This is a genomic window from Calothrix sp. CBUCES-K 9914 (genome assembly GCF_059640475.1).
In genome coordinates this window covers 19,843-38,247 of the sequence record NZ_JBXXZH010000075.1, presented here as the reverse complement: position 1 = coordinate 38,247, position 18,405 = coordinate 19,843, and the positions used below count along the sequence as shown (strand labels likewise).

Here is an 18,405-nt window from a genome sequence, read left to right as displayed (position 1 = left end):
TGAGAATTTTTTAACGAAGCAATACTCAAAACTTTATTTAGTACTGGATTATTATTTAATTTGCTTGTATCTAAGTTTATACCTGATGTTAGTTCCTCGTCTTCATCTACGGACATTTGTATTGGCAACCCATTAGAAAGACCTGCACACTGAATTGTATCAAGGTGATGACCGTAACGTTCTGCTCGACTGAAAGACGTTTTTAAGTCTGGTTGCTGTGATAAGGTTTTTAATTGCATGGTGAACGGGCGCCGTTGAAGCGTTCCTTCTTCTGGGGTAAAGGATAATGTTTTTTTCTTATTTTGCTCGTTCTGGTAAAGTCGGTTATACATATATCAATATTTTTTAGTTTAAATTTGGTAAAATTTGAGACTGCTCCCGTTGGGTTGCACCCAACCTACATTTTCCTAAGTTTAAGCTTTAGTTGGGTATGTCAATATGAAAAACTAGACTAAAGTCTAATTTTTTGAGCTTCTAATCAATAAATTGTTTGAGTTATAATTTGGGGTATTGCAATTATAAATAGCATGTACGTTGAAAAATAAATAAGTTTCCTGACAATTTTTACGCACGTTAGGAATGGAAACAATTGTTAACTATTATACTGAGAAACAATAATGAGTACTCAACAACTTCTTCAGAAAAAGTCTAGTTCCACAAACACTGTAACTTCAGATAATCAATTTGAAGGTCGTGGGTTTGCTGTGCAGCACAAGTCAGAGAATGAGCAAACAGATTTAAATACTCAATTGAAGCAGGCAAAACGCTTTGGTCATAGTATCAGCCAAATGAAGTCTGAGTCTGCTCCATCTTCAAAACAAAGCCAAACTAGTAAGAATTCATCCTCTGCTTCTCGCAGTTCTATGCCTGCACCGGTTAAGTCAAAGATGGAAAACTCTTTTGGAACAAGTTTTGGCGATGTTAATATTCATACTGACAGCCCTCAAGCAAAATCTATGGGTGCCTTAGCTTTCACTCAAGGCAGTAATGTTCACTTTGCGCCTGGACAATATAACCCACAAAGTTCTTCTGGACAAGCTCTGTTAGGACATGAACTAACTCACGTAGTACAACAAAGAGCCGGAAGAGTTTCTGTACCACAAAGTAAAGGCGCCCCTATTAATGCTGACCCTAGCTTGGAAACAGAAGCTGACCAAATTGGAGCAAAAGCTGCGAAGGGTGAGCAGGTACAAGTTCCTGGGGCAACTAGTAGCTTCAAAACTATTCCACCAGTAGGAAGTATCCCAGCAGTTCAAAATAAAGGTGGCGGAGGTATGATGTCGGGAATTGGTGGAATGCTTGGTGGAATGCTTGGTCCACTTGGAGGAATTGCTGGCAGTATGTTAGGTGGTGTTGCTGATAGCTTTATGGGTGGTGGCGGTCAACAGGAATAAGGCATGTAGTCTTGTGGAGCGGGCATCCCTGCCCGCCACTAAATAAAATACTTATTTACTTATTTAACCGTGATTCTCGGCGAGTCATATTCCCCACTTTGATTTTTAGATAATATACTCTCCGCTCCATCTACCTTTACCCGCACCAAATACTCTCCAAGCTTAATATTTTTAACAGGTATTGTAATACTGTCCGTATCTTCTGTTTGTACTGGCGCCAAGTAAAAGTATGTTGCAGGCTCTTTATTTGATATTTGATTTAGTAGTATCGATATTCTTTGGTCTTTACCGACCTTTGGCATAAATTTAATGATGATTTCGGCTGAACGTAAATCCACATCCTGTAGAGACGCGATTAATCGCGTCTCTGCAATTGTAATCTTTGGATGTAACACAAATGGCATTACATTTGATTCTAGGGAATTATTTTGTGTGCTTTTCATCGCTTCTTGTACAATTTGCACACTTTGAACACCCGCGCGTAAATTTGGAGGTACTTGTAAACTTACTTGCGTGTCTTGAACGTCAAAAGGTGTAAATAATTTATCTATATTACTTAGTCGAACTTTGGTGACATCACTACGCAGTCGCTTACCCCGAATTAATAGTGTACTGCCTATAGTAATTTTTTCTTCTGGTTGTCCCGGCGCCGTTACTTGTTCAATACTTGGTTCATGAGATAGTACTGAATCAACCTTAGATTTATCTATATTATCGCTCTCTATCAGAACCATTGACGCTTGATAAGTAGCGGAAGGTCGATAATTCGTTTGCAGGGCAGACCAAATTCGAGAATTTTCTTCCATGTTCAAAAATTCTGGGCTAAGTTTTATTTGCCCGATTTGTGCTGCTAAATTTGATACAGATATACCTGCCAAAGCCTGTGAAAATATGCCGGATGTATTTGTCTCTGCTGAGTTCTTTAACGCAGTTTCAATCGTGTTAGTTGCAATAACTGGTAATTTATGCAACAATTGCATTGCATAACCTAATAAAATTTCTGCTTGGAAATCTTTGGCGCCGTAAGCTGTTAGTACGTAATGTAAGTCTAGAGCAAGCGGTGGGTTTGTTGAGCGTGCATTACTAACACCGTGACGACTGCGAAAGTCCTGAGATATCCAGTCAACGTTACGGTTTTGCGTTACATGATATAAAAAAAGGTTGATTTGCGCGCGTTCGTCGCTTCCTACTTCAATTTTATCTGGTGGCAACGCTGTCACCGCTACGTCACCTACTGTAGCTGCTATCGCGTCACTGACTAAACCATTTTCTAGCAAGTTTTTTATTACTGCTGTTACTGTGGCGATAGAGAGCGCATTACTCATCCTACTTCCTCATATCATTACCAAATTTATTCATTACTGACAGCATTCATGCTTGTTTTTAGTAAATAAAATTAAGCTATTTTTAAGATTTAGACAAAAGTATAATGTCAATGATCTATTAATATATTAAAGTAGAATTGTCAAAAAAGACAGTTGGTTATTGCCGAATTATTAAGTAATTATTTTTCTTGTTAAGTATGTTTATATTATGGAGAATAAAACTACTATATATTGCTAAAGCACAGGACAGGCAGGGATGCCTGTTCCACAAGAGATTAAATAAGGTTCTATAATTAAACACTTTATTAAAAAATAGGATTGGTTTCTTTAGATGAATTCCCCACCATCTAATAATTCTTGGATAGGTCGCTTGATTGGTGATAACCAGCGTTATCGTTTGGATAAACGCTTGGGTGGAGGTGGTATGGGTGATGTTTTCCTTGCCACTGATACGCGCGTTGGTAAAGATGTTGCGCTGAAACTGCTTAAAGATAAGTTGGTCGCATCCGGTGAGATGAGAAAACGCTTTGAGCGAGAAATCTCAATTTGTGCTGCTTTGCAAAGCGACCATATTATTGAAATTAGTGACTGCGGTGTGACGACCGAGGGTTATCCATTTTATGTGATGGAGTATCTACGAGGTCAAACGCTACGGCAACTATTGATGCGCGAAAAACGATTATCACCTGAACGCACTGTCAAAATTATAACACAGGTGTGTAAGGGTTTGGAGCTGGCACACCGAGGGGTAGTGATGCAACGTGATGGAAAGACCACAGAACGCATCAAGGTTATTCATCGCGACTTGAAGCCTGATAATATTTTTTTAGTTCCTACTGACTTCGGTGAGTGGGTAAAAATTTTAGATTTTGGTATCGCTAAAATTTATAATGATTCTTCTGAGAATACAAATCTTACTAAAACATTTATTGGTACATTTCGCTATTCGTCACCCGAACAAATTCAAAACGATAAGAATATAGACGTTACTGCCGATATCTATAGTTTAGGCATCATTCTCTACGAAATGCTCAGTGCTGCTGACCCTTTCGGTTTGAACATTAAAGGTAATAATATCAGCGAACCTTCTTGGTTACTTGCTCATAGTTATGAACCCCCTCGACCGTTACGCGCGCAACCTGGGTGCGAGCAATTACCTTTAGAGTTGGAGTCAGTAGTAATAAAATGTCTCCAAAAGAAACCAAGTAACCGTTTTGCTTCAGTCGCTGAACTTTCTCAAGCGTTGGAAGCAGCGATTAGACCTATAACCAATGTTAGTACTTTAAAATCTACAACAATTGTTCAGCCAAGACCCCAGCAATCTCAAAGAGGTTCTCAGGACGAGACTGTTCCTACACCACTTCAAGCATCTAACAATGAGACTGTAGATAAACCTTTACAACCACTTTCCCAACCTAGTTCTAATCAAGAAACTATCAATAAACCTTTACAACCACCGTCCCAAGCTGGTTCTAACCACGAAACGATTAATAAACCTTTACAACCACCACAAAATCAACCAAATAAACGACCTGTAACTCAACTGTTTCAACCACCTGCAACTGAGGCGCCTGAAGGTACAATAGTGCAACGGACATCAAGTCCTTCACCGACAACACCATCAGCTGCTCCAGAAGGTACTATTGTCCAACCGCGCGTTCCCAATGGTGGCAACAAACTAACACCACCAGATAAAACTTTATTTCAACCTAGACCTGGAACGAATCCAAACAACCAACAGCCTGTAGACAATACAATTATGCAGCATCCTCCTCGTGCTGCTAATAATCAAACTCTTGATCAAACACTATTTCAACCAAAACCTGCTAGTAATCAATTACCACAAAAGGCGCCGGACGATACAATTTTTCAACCAAGAAACGACAAACCAAAACCTCAAAATTCTTCCAATACCTTGAAGATTGTTGGTATTGCATGTGTATTAACATTGATATTAGCTATTATTACTTACTTTGTTGTTAGCCGACCTAAAAATGATAATAATAAAAGTGGGTCTGTTTCTCTAGTCAATAGTTTTGGTGTGTTGTAGCATATCTGTCCCGCCTGACCGGACGTACAGGCGGGACGCCGTGAGCCGACCAGAATTAATGACACAGACTACTTGTTATTTAAAATCAACCATCCGTTACATCCGTTATATCCGTTGCAAATCTTCTCCTGTAATGAGAGAAATGTCAGAGTTATCAAGTTTTTCTAATTCGTTGACTATTCGGTTTGCTTGCTGTTCGATGCTGCGCTCAAAGATTGTCCGAACAAAGCGTCCGTTTCCAAAGTTTTTGTCGCGTTTTTCGTAAGCTATTTCAAAACTTCTTTGCAGAACTATACAAGCTGATAAGTCAATTGAATAACCATTTTCTATACAGAATTTTTTGAAAATTGCCAGCAATTCGTTTGGGTTGTAGTGGTCGATGTAAAATAAACGGTTGACGCGCGATTTTAATCCTGGGTTAGACTCGATTAACTTTTCCATTTCCGTAGGATAACCTGCTACTACTACAGCTAACCGCGTGCGTTTGTCTTCCATACGTTTGAGTAATACCTGTAAAGCTTCTTTGCCAAAGTCATTAGGTGTATCTTCTGGCACTAAGGCGTGTGCTTCATCAATGAAAAGTACACCGTCTAATGCTTGCTGTACGGCACTCTCTACACGTAGTGCTGTTTGACCGATGTATCCTCCAACTATTCCCGCGCGGTCGGTTTCAATAACATGTCCACGTTCGAGAAAACCTAACTGTTTGTATAAGCGTCCTATTAATCTGGCAATTGTGGTTTTACCTGTTCCGGGTGGACCGTATAACATGAGGTGGAGTGAGGTATCGACGGTTTTTAACCCTCGTTGCTTACGTTCAGTTTGGACTTTGAGGAAATTAGCAAGGGAAAATAACTGCTGCTTGGTACGTTCGTGTCCAACTAGTGATTTCAAATCTACGATTATTTGCTCTAGGGTATCGTTGTCCGGCACCTTGTGTTCAATGAAAGCTGCTTTGGTTTCGGGTTTTGTGTCTTTCACATCTTTGTCAGTGTCGTTTACTTCTTTCTCTGTTTCAAGCGCTGTGATCATCAAGCTGTGAACCTTGATGTTAATTTTGTCATGAATTACAAAACCAAAGCTTTTCCCTATCACGTCCATAACTGTGGAAGTTGGAAACGTTTCAACGAGGGTACTATTTATATAAAACTCTACCCAATCTCCTATTCTCTTTATTTCCACTAGGTTAACAGCGTTACCTAATTGGAGCGAAGTGCAGCGTGTCCAATTAGTATGGTGTTCAAATGTACCATTTTTGCACTGGGAGATACGATATGAGCCGTTTCCGGAGATAATAAACTCGAAAAAGTTGCTGCTGTCTAAAAGTCCCCAGACAAAACCATACCCATTACCGTCAACTCCAGCTACCTTTTCTAACACAAGATGAATCTGGAAATTTGTCAACTCGTAAAAAAACTCCGTCGAGTTCCAGCTTAACCAGTAGGTGTCATCCCCAGCGCGTTTGTGGTTAAACGAATAATGACTCGTTTTAATCCCAAGACTACAGTCAACCGCATCGCGTGTCACCCAATTACGGCAGTTGTCTTGAAAGTGTTCCTCAAAAATCAGCATTGCGGTTTACCTAAAAGCGCAGCATCGTACAACATATATGTAAATACACTACCTAATATAGATTTTTCGGAAAAGAGGCGCCGTTGTTGAATATCATTGGAGAAACCCGGTTTCTGGGAAAACTTCTAATTAACGTTACGACCGGAGAAGAACACTTTGGGCATTGAATTACGCAGTTTTGTATTTCTCGACAACTTGCAACCGCAACATGCAGCATATATTGGGACAGTTGCCCAAGGTTTCTTGCCGTTACCAGGGGATACATCGCTGTGGATTGAAATCTCTCCAGGGATAGAAATCAATCGAATTACCGATGTTGCTTTAAAATCAGCTTCGGTGCGTCCAGGGGTGCAAGTTGTCGAACGGTTATATGGTTTACTTGAAGTTCATTCGGGTTCGCAGGGTGAAACGCGCGCTGCTGGTCAAGCAATTTTGGCATTTTTAGGAGTGAAGCGTGAGGAATGTATCAAACCGCGTGTAGTGTCGAGTCAGATTATTCGCAATATAGATGCTTACCAAACACAGCTAATTAACCGTACTCGTAGGGGACAGTTGTTACTTGCGGGGGAAACGCTATATGTTCTTGAGGTTGAACCTGCTGCTTATGCTGCACTTGCTGCGAACGAAGCTGAAAAAGCTGCTTCGATCAATATTCTTGAAGTGCAAGCTGTTGGTAGTTTTGGGCGCCTTTACTTAGGAGGCCAAGAACGCGATATTCTAGCAGGAGCAGCTGGCGCCAAAGCTGCGATAGAAAGTGTTGCCGGTAGGTCTCCTCTTGCAGGACGACAAGAGTAGAGACGCGAGGAACATCGCGTCTCTACAAGAGGTAGGGTGCGTGACGCTACAATAATTTCTAAACGAAGCTAGCATCCAATGGCGTCATGCACCTTACGAGTTAGGATTTTGAATTATGGCAAATTTTGAGCATCTAGCTGTGATGAGAGCAGGTGCATTTAACTGGAAAAAGTGGAGACAGCAAAATCCTGATGTTGAACCTGATTTTAGTAGTGCTGATTTATCGTTCGTCAAGTTGATTGATACGAATTTGAGTACTGCTAATTTTAGTATTGCCAATTTGAGTGGTGCCGAACTTGCTGATTCAAATTTGAGCTATGCGAATTTGATTGGCGCCGACTTGAGGAATGCAAATTTGAGAAGTGCTTTAATGTTAGGTGTAAATTTGATTGCAGCTAATTTACAAAGCGCTAACTTGAGGGATGCTGATATGAGTGAGGCAAATTTGAAACGAGCTAATCTGAGGAATGCCAATCTGATTACAGCAAATTTAATATCGGCAGATTTGAGTGAGGTAAATCTTGATGAAGCTGAAGCAATAGGTGCGTATTTTTATCAAGCTAATTTTTATCAAGCGAATCTTCAAAATGCTCATCTTAGTCATGCTTTTCTGTCGCGCGCAAATTTTGCAAGTGCAAATTTAAATAGTGTTGACCTTAGACATACAAATTTAACTGGAGCTAATTTTACGGGAGCAAACCTTGAAAACGCTAACCTAAGTGGCGCCAACTTGAGAGGAGTTAATATTTCACTCGCTAATTTAACTGGTGCAAATCTTAAAGGTGCGAATCTGAAAGGAATAATAAATTTATCTATTCAACAAATAAAATCTGTCGATAATTGGGAGGGTGAATATGACTATGCTACTAAAAAAGGATGAGTAATAAATTTTTTCGATTTGGAATTAAGTAGTAATTTAGTTGCATCTGCTGCTGAAATCGCACGACTAAACAAAAAACCTTGCATGATTTTACAGTCAAGAATCTGTAGTAATCTTCGCTGTTCTTCAGTTTCTACACCTTCAGCAACTACATTCATATTCAACCCATGTGCCAAAGCAATTATTGCTGTTGTAATGGCAGCATCATGATTATTGGTAGCTAAATCACGCACAAAAGACTTATCGATTTTTAAAGTATGTATGGGAAAATTTTTCAGATACGCAAGCGAGCAATATCCTGTACCAAAATCATCAATGGATATAGATACACCCATTTGGTGCAAGTCATGTAATATGTCTTTTGTCAAGTCCATATTTTGCATCGCTATTCCTTCGGTTATTTCTAATTCCAAACATTCTGGCGCCAGTTGAGTTTCTAATAGTATTTGCTGCACCATATCAACTAAATTTGGCTGCTGAAATTGACGTGCAGATAAATTTACCGAGATAGACAGGGATGGTACAGCTAAAGCTTGTTGCCAATGTTTGGTTTGAGCGCAAGCACTACGAAGTACCCATTCTCCAATCGGAACAATTTGCCCTGTTTCTTCAGCTAATGGAATAAACTTTGTTGGAGATATCAGACCTAACCCGCCATGTTGCCAACGTAACAAAGCTTCCATTTTTGTAATTTCACCAGTTAGAATATTAACCTGGGGCTGATAATGAACGGCAAATTCTTCCTTTTCAAGCGCATAATACAAACTATTTTCCAGTATAAATAGCTCTGTTGTTTGTGTCGTAATTCCAGAATTATAAAATTGGTATTTATTCCTACCCTGTGCTTTTGCACGATTTAATGCAGCGTCCGCATGTTTAATTAAAGTTTCTGCATCCTCTCCATGCAATGGATAAAGTGCAGTTCCAATACTAGCGCTAATGTGTAAATGATGATTTTCTATCTCAAATCTTGGCTGTAACGCTGCGAGTATCCGCTCTTGTATATTAGCAGCATCTTTTACATCACGAATTTTGGGTAAAAGTATTGTAAACTCATCACCCCCCCAGCGAGCGATAATATCACCTTCGCGTAAACACTGTGTTAATCGTTGGGTGACACTCTTAAGTAACTGGTCGCCAACTGCATGACCTAGTGTATCGTTAATTGTTTTAAAACGGTCTAAATCTAAAAAACATACAGCTAGCTTTTCTTCGTTGTTGCTTGCTTGCTGCAAAGCCGAAGCTAATAACTCATTAAATAATACCCGATTTGGTAAGTCAGTTAATAAATCGTGCAGCGATTGATGGTGAACTTTCGCTTCTGCTTTTTTCTGTGCAGTAATATCGCGGAAACTCCATACTCTCCCGACAATTTTGCCACCTACCTGTTGAGGTTGTGAGTAGCGCTCTAAAATTCTACCGTCTTTAAAAGCAACAGCATCATAAATCTGTGCATCTGGACGCACGTGTAATTCTCGAATTGTCGCAATATAATCTTTCGGGTATTTCAACTGACTAAGTGCTATTTTTAAAGCTTGTCTATCAAAACCAAAAGTAAGAAGACTTTCGGGAATTCCCCACATTTGGACGAATTTTTGATTGAACCCTGTAATTTTTCCTTGATTATCGATAACTAAAATACCATCTGCGGTTGATTCCAACGTTGCTTGGTGCAGCGAACGCGATTTTTCTAGTTCGATTTGAATTTGATTAAAATGATCATCATCTAATTCATGAACCTTTGTTAAGGGCGAAGTAGTATCTTTATCGCAATCTTGATGATTCGTGACAGTATAACTATTCACTCTATTATAGTCTTGATACAAACTTTTCGACTTTGGCAACACCGAAGACGAAAACAAGAGCGAGACTATTTTTGCTTTTAAGTTAGTAAGTAAACCAACGATTAACCACATCATTGTAGCCGCTATTATAGGTGAAACATTAGTAAAACTTAGTGTTTTTTGATATTCGCGTGCGTTTTAAGTCATTTTTTGGTTATGTAACCAAAGTATCTGCGAATCATGGAACTGTTCCCATAAGTATTTTGGTTAATATGATTGAGTGATTCATAGTAAGGGCTAGAGTGAATGAAGGTTCAAGCAAACAATATACCTTTTTCATTAACACTAACATGAGACTAACAAAAACTTATACATCTGTATAGGTAGAAATTACTTAATGAGTACAGGTGCCAATTCGCGTAACTTAGCTATAGCTATACGAGTATTACTGTCTAGAGTAATTGTATACTCTAAAAAACGTGGTATCAATTACCGACAATTGATTAATTTTTACTTAACAACTGCTGTTATAAAAAAATGATGAAGAATAAGCAAGAATAATCTTAGGTGTATTCGGTGTGTTATCGGCATTGAGCGCTACAATACTTGACTGAAGCAATTCGCCGTGCAAAGTGGGTAAAAACATGACTGAAGCAAAAATTGGGATTATTGGTGGTAGTGGGTTATACAAAATGGATGCACTTCAAAATGTTAAGGAAGTGCAGGTAGATACACCCTTTGGTTCGCCATCAGACGCATTAATTTTAGGAAAACTGAATGGTCAACAAGTGGTATTTCTCGCGCGTCACGGTCGTGAGCATACATTGTTGCCAACAGAGTTACCATTCCGTGCCAACATCTACGCGATGAAGAAGCTAGGTGTTGAGTATATAATTTCAGCGAGTGCGGTAGGTTCGTTAAAGGAAGAAGTCAAACCTTTAGATATGGTGGTTCCAGACCAGTTCATCGACCGGACACGAAATCGGATATCAACATTTTTTGGTGAGGGAATAGTCGCGCACATTACATTTGGAGACCCAATTTGTAAGAATTTAGCGAAGATACTTAGGGATTCGATTGCTGCATTAAATTTACCTGATGTTAATTTACATTCTGGTGGTACTTATGTTTGTATGGAAGGTCCAGCATTTTCAACTGCAGCAGAATCTAATCTTTATCGTAGTTGGGGCGCCACAGTAATTGGAATGACGAATTTACAGGAAGCGAAACTTGCGCGTGAAGCGGAGATTGCGTATGCGACAATGGCATTAGTTACAGACTACGATTGTTGGCATCCTGACCATGACAGTGTAACTGTGGAGATGGTAGTAGCAAATTTGCATAAAAATGCCGTAAATGCACAGAAAGTGATTCAAGAAGCAGTGAGGCGCCTTTCGGAGTCGGCGCCAGTATCAGAAGCACATTCGGCGTTAAAGTATGCAATTTTGACGAGGTTGGACAAGGTGCCGGATGCGACAAAGCAAAAGCTAGAAGCAATCTTAAAGAAGTATTTGTAGTAAGCACTTCAGTACTTTCACAACCGGTGCTTAAATAAAGAAATCGCTCTTCGCGATTATTACGAAGAGGTTTTCTCATTTTGCTTGAAAAGAAAAACCAAAGCTAGCCCAATTATTAACATTCCACACGTAAGTATCCGACGTATCCTTTTTCTCCTTACTAGCATCATGTAAATCCTGCAAAAGCGCAACAGCAACTTCGTTAGGGTTAGACACATTTACTATACGCTGTAGTTCCGCTCTTGCTATTTTTGTTGCAGCTAGTGCAGCAAGAGTTTGAGTAAAAGGCGCCGTACTTAAAATTAGCTGCACTTCCCAAAAATCCTTGAGTCCTTGTATTATCCATTCAAAACCAGGGTTAGTTTGGGGAATGGTAGTGGTGGCGCCAGGTTCGATAGTAATATTTTGGAGTGAGGGTTGAGATGAGGTGGAGTTTTCCCAAGCGTATAGTCCAAAGGCATTTTTATTACTATCTAACCCTAACAGCATTAGATAAAGCGTTTGATTCGATTTATTTTCAACTTGATATTGAATACGGTTTCCTATAGATACACTATTAATTTCTACACTTTGAGTTTTTAAAGGAGTATTAATTTGTCTTCGTAAAGTTTCCCTGACTATTATAGGTTGTTGGGTGGCGCCGTCTATTGAAGAGAGTGTAACTTTTACTCTAAGCAGGGATGAAGCTTCGTTTTCGGTAAGACGCCATAATTTAGCAGCAAGTAGAGTTTGCAATTTTGGCGCCAGTCTTTGAAGCGCGACTTTAACAGCTTCTCCAACTTCACCTGCTGTATTTGTAATTAACTCGCCACTAAGGGTAAACAAGCCATAACGGCTAGATGATACCATGATAGGTACAGTTTCTTGGGTTTTGTTTAGTAGTTTACCAAATATGTAATCTGCGGGTTGTTCTCCTGCGACTGTTCCGGAAATATGGTTAAGTGTAGCGAAAGCGCTAGTTGCATCAACACGTTCGATACGTTCTAACTTGTCGAGTCCAATGCTAAGTTTAATATTTCGAGGTATAACACGCACAACTTCTTGAATTAATTGTCCAACTTGTAAAGTAGTTGCGGTATCTGTATTACGAAGCGAAGCTTTTGCTGTTAACCCAGAACGCGAGCGTATAACTAAGTTTAAATCTAAGTTTAAATCATTCTCGGAGTTGGAGCTAATAGTGAATCTGGAATTGGCGCCTAAATTTTCCAATACATGAGGTAGTACACCACCCAACCAAAGCAGTGCTGTTTTGCCATCTTCTTCTAATGAAGTTATAGCACCCTCGGCGCCAGTTAAAGTCACATCATTGGTGGCGCCAAAATTACTTTCAAATGTAGTTAGCTGCTGATTTTTTTTGCCATTTAATAAAGTTGGCTGTTGATTACTACCCAGTTGTTGTATGATAGAAGTTACTCTTGTTATACCAGCTTGTAATCTTGTGTAAGAAGGATTTTCCCAAAGGTATTGTGTTAAAGCATAAGTAAACAATCCAGCGCTAAATCCTGATAGCTGTAATTCTCTGGCTGAGTCATTCAGGTTTGATGTTGCAGATAGTACCACAACAAGTGGTGTGTTATTTATTTGACTTTTAAGTTGTTTTTTAAATTCTAATTCATTGTCAGTAATCTTAATATCCTGTGGTTCTGTAGCGCGAATTTTTAAACCACAATTTTTAGTATGATTAGCATTATAACTTGTATCAAGTACTGCAATTACGTTTTCGGTATTGAGCGCGCGTAGCATTAATTGCAGTGTTTCTTCTAATAAATAATTTCGGTCAAATGGTATTAGTGCTTTTTCTGACTTGAGGAAACCACCGTAACCGCTGAAGTGAAAAAATACTACATCACCTGGCTGAACTTGATTAGCTAAAGATTCATTTAAAACTTTTTCAATTGCATCTCTAGTAGCTTGTTCATCAGTTAAACATAAAACATCCGACGGTTGGAAGCCAAAGCGATAAATTAAAAGTTCTTTTTGCAGTTGTACATCAGTCAAACAACCATTTAAGCTAGGAAAATCAGAGTAGTTATTAATGCCTACAAGTAGAGCAAACTTACGTACACTGGGTAGAGCCAAAGCTTGATAATAACTGTTTCCTAAACTTAGCCATTCAGCTTCAGTTATACCTAGTACAGCGAGTATGCCGCCAATACGCTGCAAAAAAGTCCGACGTTTCATCATTCGACACCTCAGCCCCTATTTATATCAGCTTACAGATTAAAGGGCTAAAATCCAGATTGTAAAGCTTCAACTAATACTGTTTTTTAAAGATAAATACTGTATTGTGGAGGAAGGGGTAAGGAGTAAAGAATAATCCTTTCCCCTTTTGCCTTTAAACATTTATCGGAACATTTATCGGAACTTGCATCGCGCGCGCGAGTTCAGCGGCAACTTCGGGACGGGAAAATTCTGGTGGTGGTAGTTCTCCACGACGTAGCATTTCCCGAACTTTTGTACCAGATAGGTGAACTCGCTCACTGGGAGTGCTAGGACTGGTTTTGGTTGTTGCCATCTGTTTGGTACGTAAACAGTAGAAAGCGTGTTCAAACATCATTGGCGTAATGCCTAGTTCTTTTGGTTTGAACTCGTCAAAGATATATTGAGCGTCGTAAGTACCGTAGTAGTCACCAACTCCAGCGTGGTCACGTCCAACAATAAAGTGCGTACAACCATAATTTTTGCGAACTAAGGCGTGGAAAATTGCCTCACGAGGTCCAGCATATCTCATTGCTGCTGGATTAATCGCTAAAATTACCCGGTCTTTAGGGTAGTGGTTTTCGAGTAAAATCTCGTAGCAACGCATCCGCACGTCAGCAGGGATATCATCCTCTTTTGTTGCTCCGACGAGTGGGTGTAGAAACAAGCCATCAACGGTTTCCATCGCGCACTTTTGAATGTACTCGTGCGCGCGGTGGATGGGGTTACGAGTTTGGAAACCAACGATAGTTCGCCAGCCTTTTTCTATGAACATTTGACGTGATGCGACTGGGTCAATTTGATATTTGGGAAATAATGGATGGGGTTGACGTTCTAAAAGCCACACATCTCCCGCTAAATGTATTGAACCTTGGCTGTATAAAACTTTAACGCCTGGGTGCTTTTCATCGTCTGTACGGTAGACTCTAATTGCTTCGCGTTCTTTGTTATAAGTATACTTTTCTGTTAACAGTAATACACCAATATACTCACCTTCGGAGTTATCCAAACGAATATAGCTACCTTCAGTTAGTGGCGCCGCGACATCTTCGGATACTGATAATGTTATGGGGATTGACCAAGCGGTTCCTGCTTCAAGGCGCATTGAATCAACAACACTGTTATAGTCAGCTTGGTTTAAAAATCCAGTCAGAGGGCTAAAACCGCCAATAGCAATCATTTCCAAGTCAGATACAGCACGCGCGTCGAGTTGGACTCGCGGCAAGTAATCAGCTTTTGAGAGAAATTCTTCTTTTTGTGCAGGAGTGGCGATGCGGTTAACCAACTCCCCACCGTGGGGGGCAATGGCTTGTTTCTGGTTACTCAACTTGATCCCTTCTTTGCTATGTAATACGACTTTTTACATTTATTTAATAACTTATCATTTTGGTTGCTAAGATTCCCGACTTCCTTCAAGAAGTCGGGAATCTGACACTAACAACTCACTAAACTTCTGCGACTACAGCTTCCTCTTCTGTCTCAATAAACATTTGCACGCGCGCACGATAGTCTCTGAGGGTGCTATCTACCCATTCACGGTCATTGCTATTAATATACAAATGCACTAAAGGTTCACTGGCATCAGGTAGTACTAGTATCCAGCTATCATCGTAAGGCTGACAGATTTTTACGCCGTCTATGAGTTCTAGGTTTTGTGCTGGGTGGGTTTCGACGAGATACCGCATTAAGGCGCCTTTTACAGTCCAAGGACAACGAACTGTATAGGTTTTGTGGATAACGCGGGGTAGTTCTGAACGTACTGAGGCTAAGGAACGTTCTTGAATAGTCAGCATTTCGATTAATTTGGCGATGCAGAACATGGCATCGAAACCGGGATGCAGTTCTGGGAAAATGAAGCCTGTATCACCACTACCACCTAATACGACATTTGGGTTTTTGTGACATGCTTCCATTAAGGCGGTAGGGTTAGCTTTAGTACGAATAACTTTACCGTCGTGGCGCCGAGCGATTTGTTCAACCGCACTTGAGGCATGAACGGGTACAACTACAGTACCCCTAGGATGTGACGTTAAGACCATATCTACCATTAACGCGGTTAGTATTTCACCGCGAATAGGCATTCCTGACTCATCGACTAAAATTAGCTGTTCACCGTTTGCTGATACTTGGATGCCGAAGTTAGCTTTTAATGCTTCAACGACGTGCCCTAACTGCGTTAGTAAAGTCTCGCGGTTTGTCGCTGACATGGCGTTTTTATTCAAACTCGCGTTTAACACTACGACATCGGCGCCAAATTGGTCGAGCATTTGTGGTAGTACTGCACCCGACACCGCGTAAACGTAGTCAATTACGACTTTGGCGCGACTGTTACGAATTGTGTCGATATGTAGAAATTTTTCAAAAGCCATGCAGTAGATATCAGAAACTTGGCTAGGGTATGCGACATCACCAACTTCGTGAACTAGGGCACGTCGCATATCTTCTTTAAAGAATGCTCCTTCGATTTTCTTTTCTTTGGGTTTAGAAAGGTTGATACCTTTGCTATCCATAAATTCGATAAGTATATAGTCGGCACGGTCGGGGTGTACGCGCACGTGAATACCACCCTGCACACCCATTGTGGGGATAACGGTGCGCGCGATAGGGATAGCAGTTGCATCGAAGTTTTGAATATCGACACCTACCGACATTAAACCCGCGATTAACGACCGTGTTACCATGCGTGAAATATTACGTTGGTCACGAGATACTGTAACTTTGGAACCAGGTTTAAGGGTTGAACCGTATGCTGCACCTAGCTTTACAGCAAATTCGGGGGTTATATCGATGTTTGCTAATCCTTGAACTCCCCGCTGTCCGAATAAATTGCGCTGTGCAGTGTTGCCCCAAATTAAATTAATGTTTAGGGTGGCGCCTGATTCAATCTTTTTGCTCGGCCAAACTCTTACAAACGGGCTAATTTGTGCCTCTTCCCCAACAGTCGATAGTGAACCAACAACCGCTCCTTCGAGTACATGCGCTCGGCGGTCTACTCGTGTTCCACGTGATATTACGCAGGCACTTAAGTGACATTCATCACCTAGTATTGCTCCGTTCCAAACAATTGGACGCTTCAGGTTAGCATCGGCACCGATTGTAACGTTATCACCAATTACTGAACCAGGTTCAATTTGGACGCGGGCGCCAATACGGCAGTTATCGCCAATGACTACAGGAGGTTCAATTTGTGCGGTCGAGTCAATGTAAGTATTTTGACCAACCCATAACCCAGGTGAGACTTCATTATAAGCTACATCTAACTTAACTTTACGTTCGAGAGCATCGTATTGTGACTCACGGTAAGCATCTAAGTGTCCGACATCGCACCAATACCCTTTAGCTACGTAGCCATACATTGGTTCGTTTTTCGCCAGAAGTAAAGGGAATAGGAATGAAGAGAAATCTGATTCTGTGTTTTCTGGTAAATAATCTAAAACTTCTGGTTCTAGAATATAAGTACCAGTATTAACGGTATCAGAGAAAATTTCGCTCGTCGAGGGTTTTTCTAAAAATCGGTTAATTCGACCATCTTTGTCGGTAATTACAACACCAAATTCGATTGGGTTTGGGACACGCGTCAAAATCAAAGTTGCCTTTGACTTTTGCTGCTTGTGAAATTCGATTGCTGCAGTCAGGTCAAAATCTGTTATACTATCACCGCTAATTACTAAAAAAGTTTCATCAAGAAGCTCGGCAATGTTTTTGACGCAGCCCGCCGTACCTAAAGGCTGGTCTTCTTCGACAGCATAGGTCATTTGTACACCAAAATCGGCACCGTCTTGGAAATAATCGCGCAATGCATCGGGAAGGTAATGCAAAGTCGCAATGACTTCGTTAATATTATGCCGTTTGAGAAGATTGATGATGTGTTCGGCAATGGGACGATTTAGAATTGGCACCATTGGTTTAGGCAGATCGCAAGTGAGGGGACGAAGCCGCGTCCCTGAACCTCCTGCCATTAATACTGCACGCATAAATCCTCCTTAGTTATCTGCACGACTGATGCTGCACCTTTAGACTCTTGTAGATAGTCAAATCACCAACTATCTATAGTGTCCTACGAATGTTCATGTTTTAGGAACTTTCGGCGGTGGCAGTTAGTCGAACGATTGATTAGAGCTAACCGAAACACTAGCTTGTTTTTGAAGAGAAAATCAAGAAGCTTGTTGTCCAATATATCTGGAATGGGCGCCAGTACACGTTGTAGTTAAGGTATATAAAAAGTAACTGGCTATTGGGAGGGCGGTTAGATTAAACTGGTATATAATCGATTGTTTGATAGAGATACCACGGAAATTGATAAGGGTGTTACAAAAGTAACGCACTTTACATTTGTTGTGCTTGTAATTTAAATGTCAATATAAATATAGAAATACTTAGCTTAGATTTAACCAGTAGTGTTTGGAGTAAATGGAAATGGAAATAATAGGTATTGTATTTGGAATTATTTACGTCAGTGGTATTTGGAAGTTCTGGAATGGGTTTGAAAGAACAAACTTTCAAAAGTCATTACCAAACCGTTTAAGTTTATCTTTACTGTGGCCTGTATTGTTAATTACAAATAAGTCTTTTCGTCGCAATTTTCAGAAAGCCTTAAAGGGTTAGAGATTTATATTGTTATTACTCAGATTCTCGACGCGCTCTACGTAGTCGGGAATCTTATTTTTTGGTTCTAAAATGAACATTTGTAAATAATATTAAGATTCCTCACGATTTCCTCACAATCTCGAAATACTTTTGAAGTTAAGCAGGTATGTACTTTACGTAATATCAAAATTTCGAGTGTTAACCATGAGTAATTGCCCTTGTTGTTCCAATGTATTACTTAGACATGTTCAAGGTAATAAAGTATACTGGTTTTGCCGCAATTGCTGGGAGGTTATGCCTAT

At 40.2% G+C, this 18,405-nt stretch carries 13 protein-coding genes; 6 read left to right on the top strand and 7 right to left on the bottom strand.

Annotated features, from left to right (window positions below; genetic code table 11):
* A partial coding sequence (locus AC2JBO_RS18200; protein WP_496955060.1) for a hypothetical protein occupies nucleotides 1–332 on the bottom strand: 332 nt, incomplete at its 3' end.
* A gap of 285 nt (nucleotides 333–617) precedes the next feature.
* Between AC2JBO_RS18200 and AC2JBO_RS18195 the strand changes: the two genes are divergently transcribed.
* Nucleotides 618–1,394, top strand: a complete 777-nt coding sequence (locus tag AC2JBO_RS18195; RefSeq protein WP_496955059.1) for an eCIS core domain-containing protein — start codon at nucleotides 618–620, stop codon at nucleotides 1,392–1,394.
* 59 nt (nucleotides 1,395–1,453) lie between these two features.
* Here AC2JBO_RS18195 and AC2JBO_RS18190 read toward each other — a convergent pair whose 3' ends face one another.
* Complete coding sequence (locus AC2JBO_RS18190; protein WP_496955058.1) at nucleotides 1,454–2,719, bottom strand: Pvc16 family protein; 1,266 nt, start codon at nucleotides 2,717–2,719, stop codon at nucleotides 1,454–1,456.
* Between the two features lie 331 nt (nucleotides 2,720–3,050).
* Here AC2JBO_RS18190 and AC2JBO_RS18185 point away from each other — a divergent pair, with 331 nt between their 5' ends.
* On the top strand, nucleotides 3,051–4,769 hold the full coding sequence (locus AC2JBO_RS18185; protein ID WP_496955057.1) for a serine/threonine protein kinase: 1,719 nt from the start codon (nucleotides 3,051–3,053) through the stop codon (nucleotides 4,767–4,769).
* 105 nt (nucleotides 4,770–4,874) lie between these two features.
* Here AC2JBO_RS18185 and AC2JBO_RS18180 read toward each other — a convergent pair whose 3' ends face one another.
* Nucleotides 4,875–6,341, bottom strand: coding sequence for an AAA family ATPase (locus tag AC2JBO_RS18180; RefSeq protein ID WP_496955056.1), 1,467 nt, complete (start codon nucleotides 6,339–6,341; stop codon nucleotides 4,875–4,877).
* Between the two features lie 156 nt (nucleotides 6,342–6,497).
* Here AC2JBO_RS18180 and ccmP point away from each other — a divergent pair, with 156 nt between their 5' ends.
* On the top strand, nucleotides 6,498–7,136 hold the full coding sequence (ccmP, locus tag AC2JBO_RS18175) for a beta-carboxysome protein CcmP (RefSeq protein ID WP_496955055.1): 639 nt from the start codon (nucleotides 6,498–6,500) through the stop codon (nucleotides 7,134–7,136).
* A 115-nt stretch (nucleotides 7,137–7,251) separates the two neighbouring features.
* On the top strand, nucleotides 7,252–8,016 hold the full coding sequence (locus tag AC2JBO_RS18170) for a pentapeptide repeat-containing protein (RefSeq protein ID WP_496955054.1): 765 nt from the start codon (nucleotides 7,252–7,254) through the stop codon (nucleotides 8,014–8,016).
* Here AC2JBO_RS18170 and AC2JBO_RS18165 read toward each other — a convergent pair.
* Entirely contained in the window at nucleotides 7,995–9,935 is a 1,941-nt protein-coding gene (locus tag AC2JBO_RS18165) for a putative bifunctional diguanylate cyclase/phosphodiesterase (RefSeq protein ID WP_496955053.1), read from the bottom strand. The two genes, AC2JBO_RS18170 and AC2JBO_RS18165, sit on opposite strands and share 22 nt — an antisense overlap.
* A gap of 509 nt (nucleotides 9,936–10,444) precedes the next feature.
* Here AC2JBO_RS18165 and AC2JBO_RS18160 point away from each other — a divergent pair.
* Nucleotides 10,445–11,317, top strand: coding sequence for an S-methyl-5'-thioadenosine phosphorylase (locus AC2JBO_RS18160; RefSeq protein WP_496955052.1), 873 nt, complete (start codon nucleotides 10,445–10,447; stop codon nucleotides 11,315–11,317).
* 75 nt (nucleotides 11,318–11,392) lie between these two features.
* On the opposite strand, the gene AC2JBO_RS18155 is transcribed toward AC2JBO_RS18160, so the two are convergent.
* From AC2JBO_RS18155 to AC2JBO_RS18145, 3 genes are all read right to left on the bottom strand, one after another.
* Nucleotides 11,393–13,498, bottom strand: a complete 2,106-nt coding sequence (locus AC2JBO_RS18155; protein WP_496955061.1) for a caspase family protein — start codon at nucleotides 13,496–13,498, stop codon at nucleotides 11,393–11,395.
* A 154-nt stretch (nucleotides 13,499–13,652) separates the two neighbouring features.
* The gene (gene sat, locus AC2JBO_RS18150) at nucleotides 13,653–14,843 is read right to left on the bottom strand and encodes a sulfate adenylyltransferase (RefSeq protein WP_496955051.1); all 1,191 of its coding nucleotides are present in this window, start codon (nucleotides 14,841–14,843) and stop codon (nucleotides 13,653–13,655) included.
* Between the two features lie 118 nt (nucleotides 14,844–14,961).
* The gene (locus tag AC2JBO_RS18145) at nucleotides 14,962–17,490 is read right to left on the bottom strand and encodes a mannose-1-phosphate guanyltransferase (protein ID WP_496955050.1); all 2,529 of its coding nucleotides are present in this window, start codon (nucleotides 17,488–17,490) and stop codon (nucleotides 14,962–14,964) included.
* A 442-nt stretch (nucleotides 17,491–17,932) separates the two neighbouring features.
* Between AC2JBO_RS18145 and AC2JBO_RS18140 the strand changes: the two genes are divergently transcribed.
* Nucleotides 17,933–18,121 (top strand): hypothetical protein, encoded by a 189-nt coding sequence (locus AC2JBO_RS18140; protein WP_496955049.1) that lies wholly within the window; start codon nucleotides 17,933–17,935, stop codon nucleotides 18,119–18,121.
* Nucleotides 18,122–18,405 lie beyond the last annotated feature (284 nt).

What these genes read in the sequence shown, in the direction of transcription:
- AC2JBO_RS18185 (WP_496955057.1), top strand. Translation starts at nt 3,051, where the DNA reads ATGAATTCCCCACCATCTAATAATTCTTGGATAGGTCGCTTGATTGGT.
- AC2JBO_RS18170 (WP_496955054.1), top strand. Translation starts at nt 7,252, where the DNA reads ATGGCAAATTTTGAGCATCTAGCTGTGATGAGAGCAGGTGCATTTAAC.
- AC2JBO_RS18190 (WP_496955058.1), bottom strand. Translation starts at nt 2,719, where the DNA reads ATGAGTAATGCGCTCTCTATCGCCACAGTAACAGCAGTAATAAAAAAC.
- AC2JBO_RS18155 (WP_496955061.1), bottom strand. Translation starts at nt 13,498, where the DNA reads ATGAAACGTCGGACTTTTTTGCAGCGTATTGGCGGCATACTCGCTGTA.
- AC2JBO_RS18165 (WP_496955053.1), bottom strand. Translation starts at nt 9,935, where the DNA reads ATGATGTGGTTAATCGTTGGTTTACTTACTAACTTAAAAGCAAAAATA.
- AC2JBO_RS18195 (WP_496955059.1), top strand. Translation starts at nt 618, where the DNA reads ATGAGTACTCAACAACTTCTTCAGAAAAAGTCTAGTTCCACAAACACT.
- AC2JBO_RS18140 (WP_496955049.1), top strand. Translation starts at nt 17,933, where the DNA reads ATGGAAATAATAGGTATTGTATTTGGAATTATTTACGTCAGTGGTATT.
- AC2JBO_RS18160 (WP_496955052.1), top strand. Translation starts at nt 10,445, where the DNA reads ATGACTGAAGCAAAAATTGGGATTATTGGTGGTAGTGGGTTATACAAA.
- AC2JBO_RS18180 (WP_496955056.1), bottom strand. Translation starts at nt 6,341, where the DNA reads ATGCTGATTTTTGAGGAACACTTTCAAGACAACTGCCGTAATTGGGTG.
- AC2JBO_RS18145 (WP_496955050.1), bottom strand. Translation starts at nt 17,490, where the DNA reads ATGCGTGCAGTATTAATGGCAGGAGGTTCAGGGACGCGGCTTCGTCCC.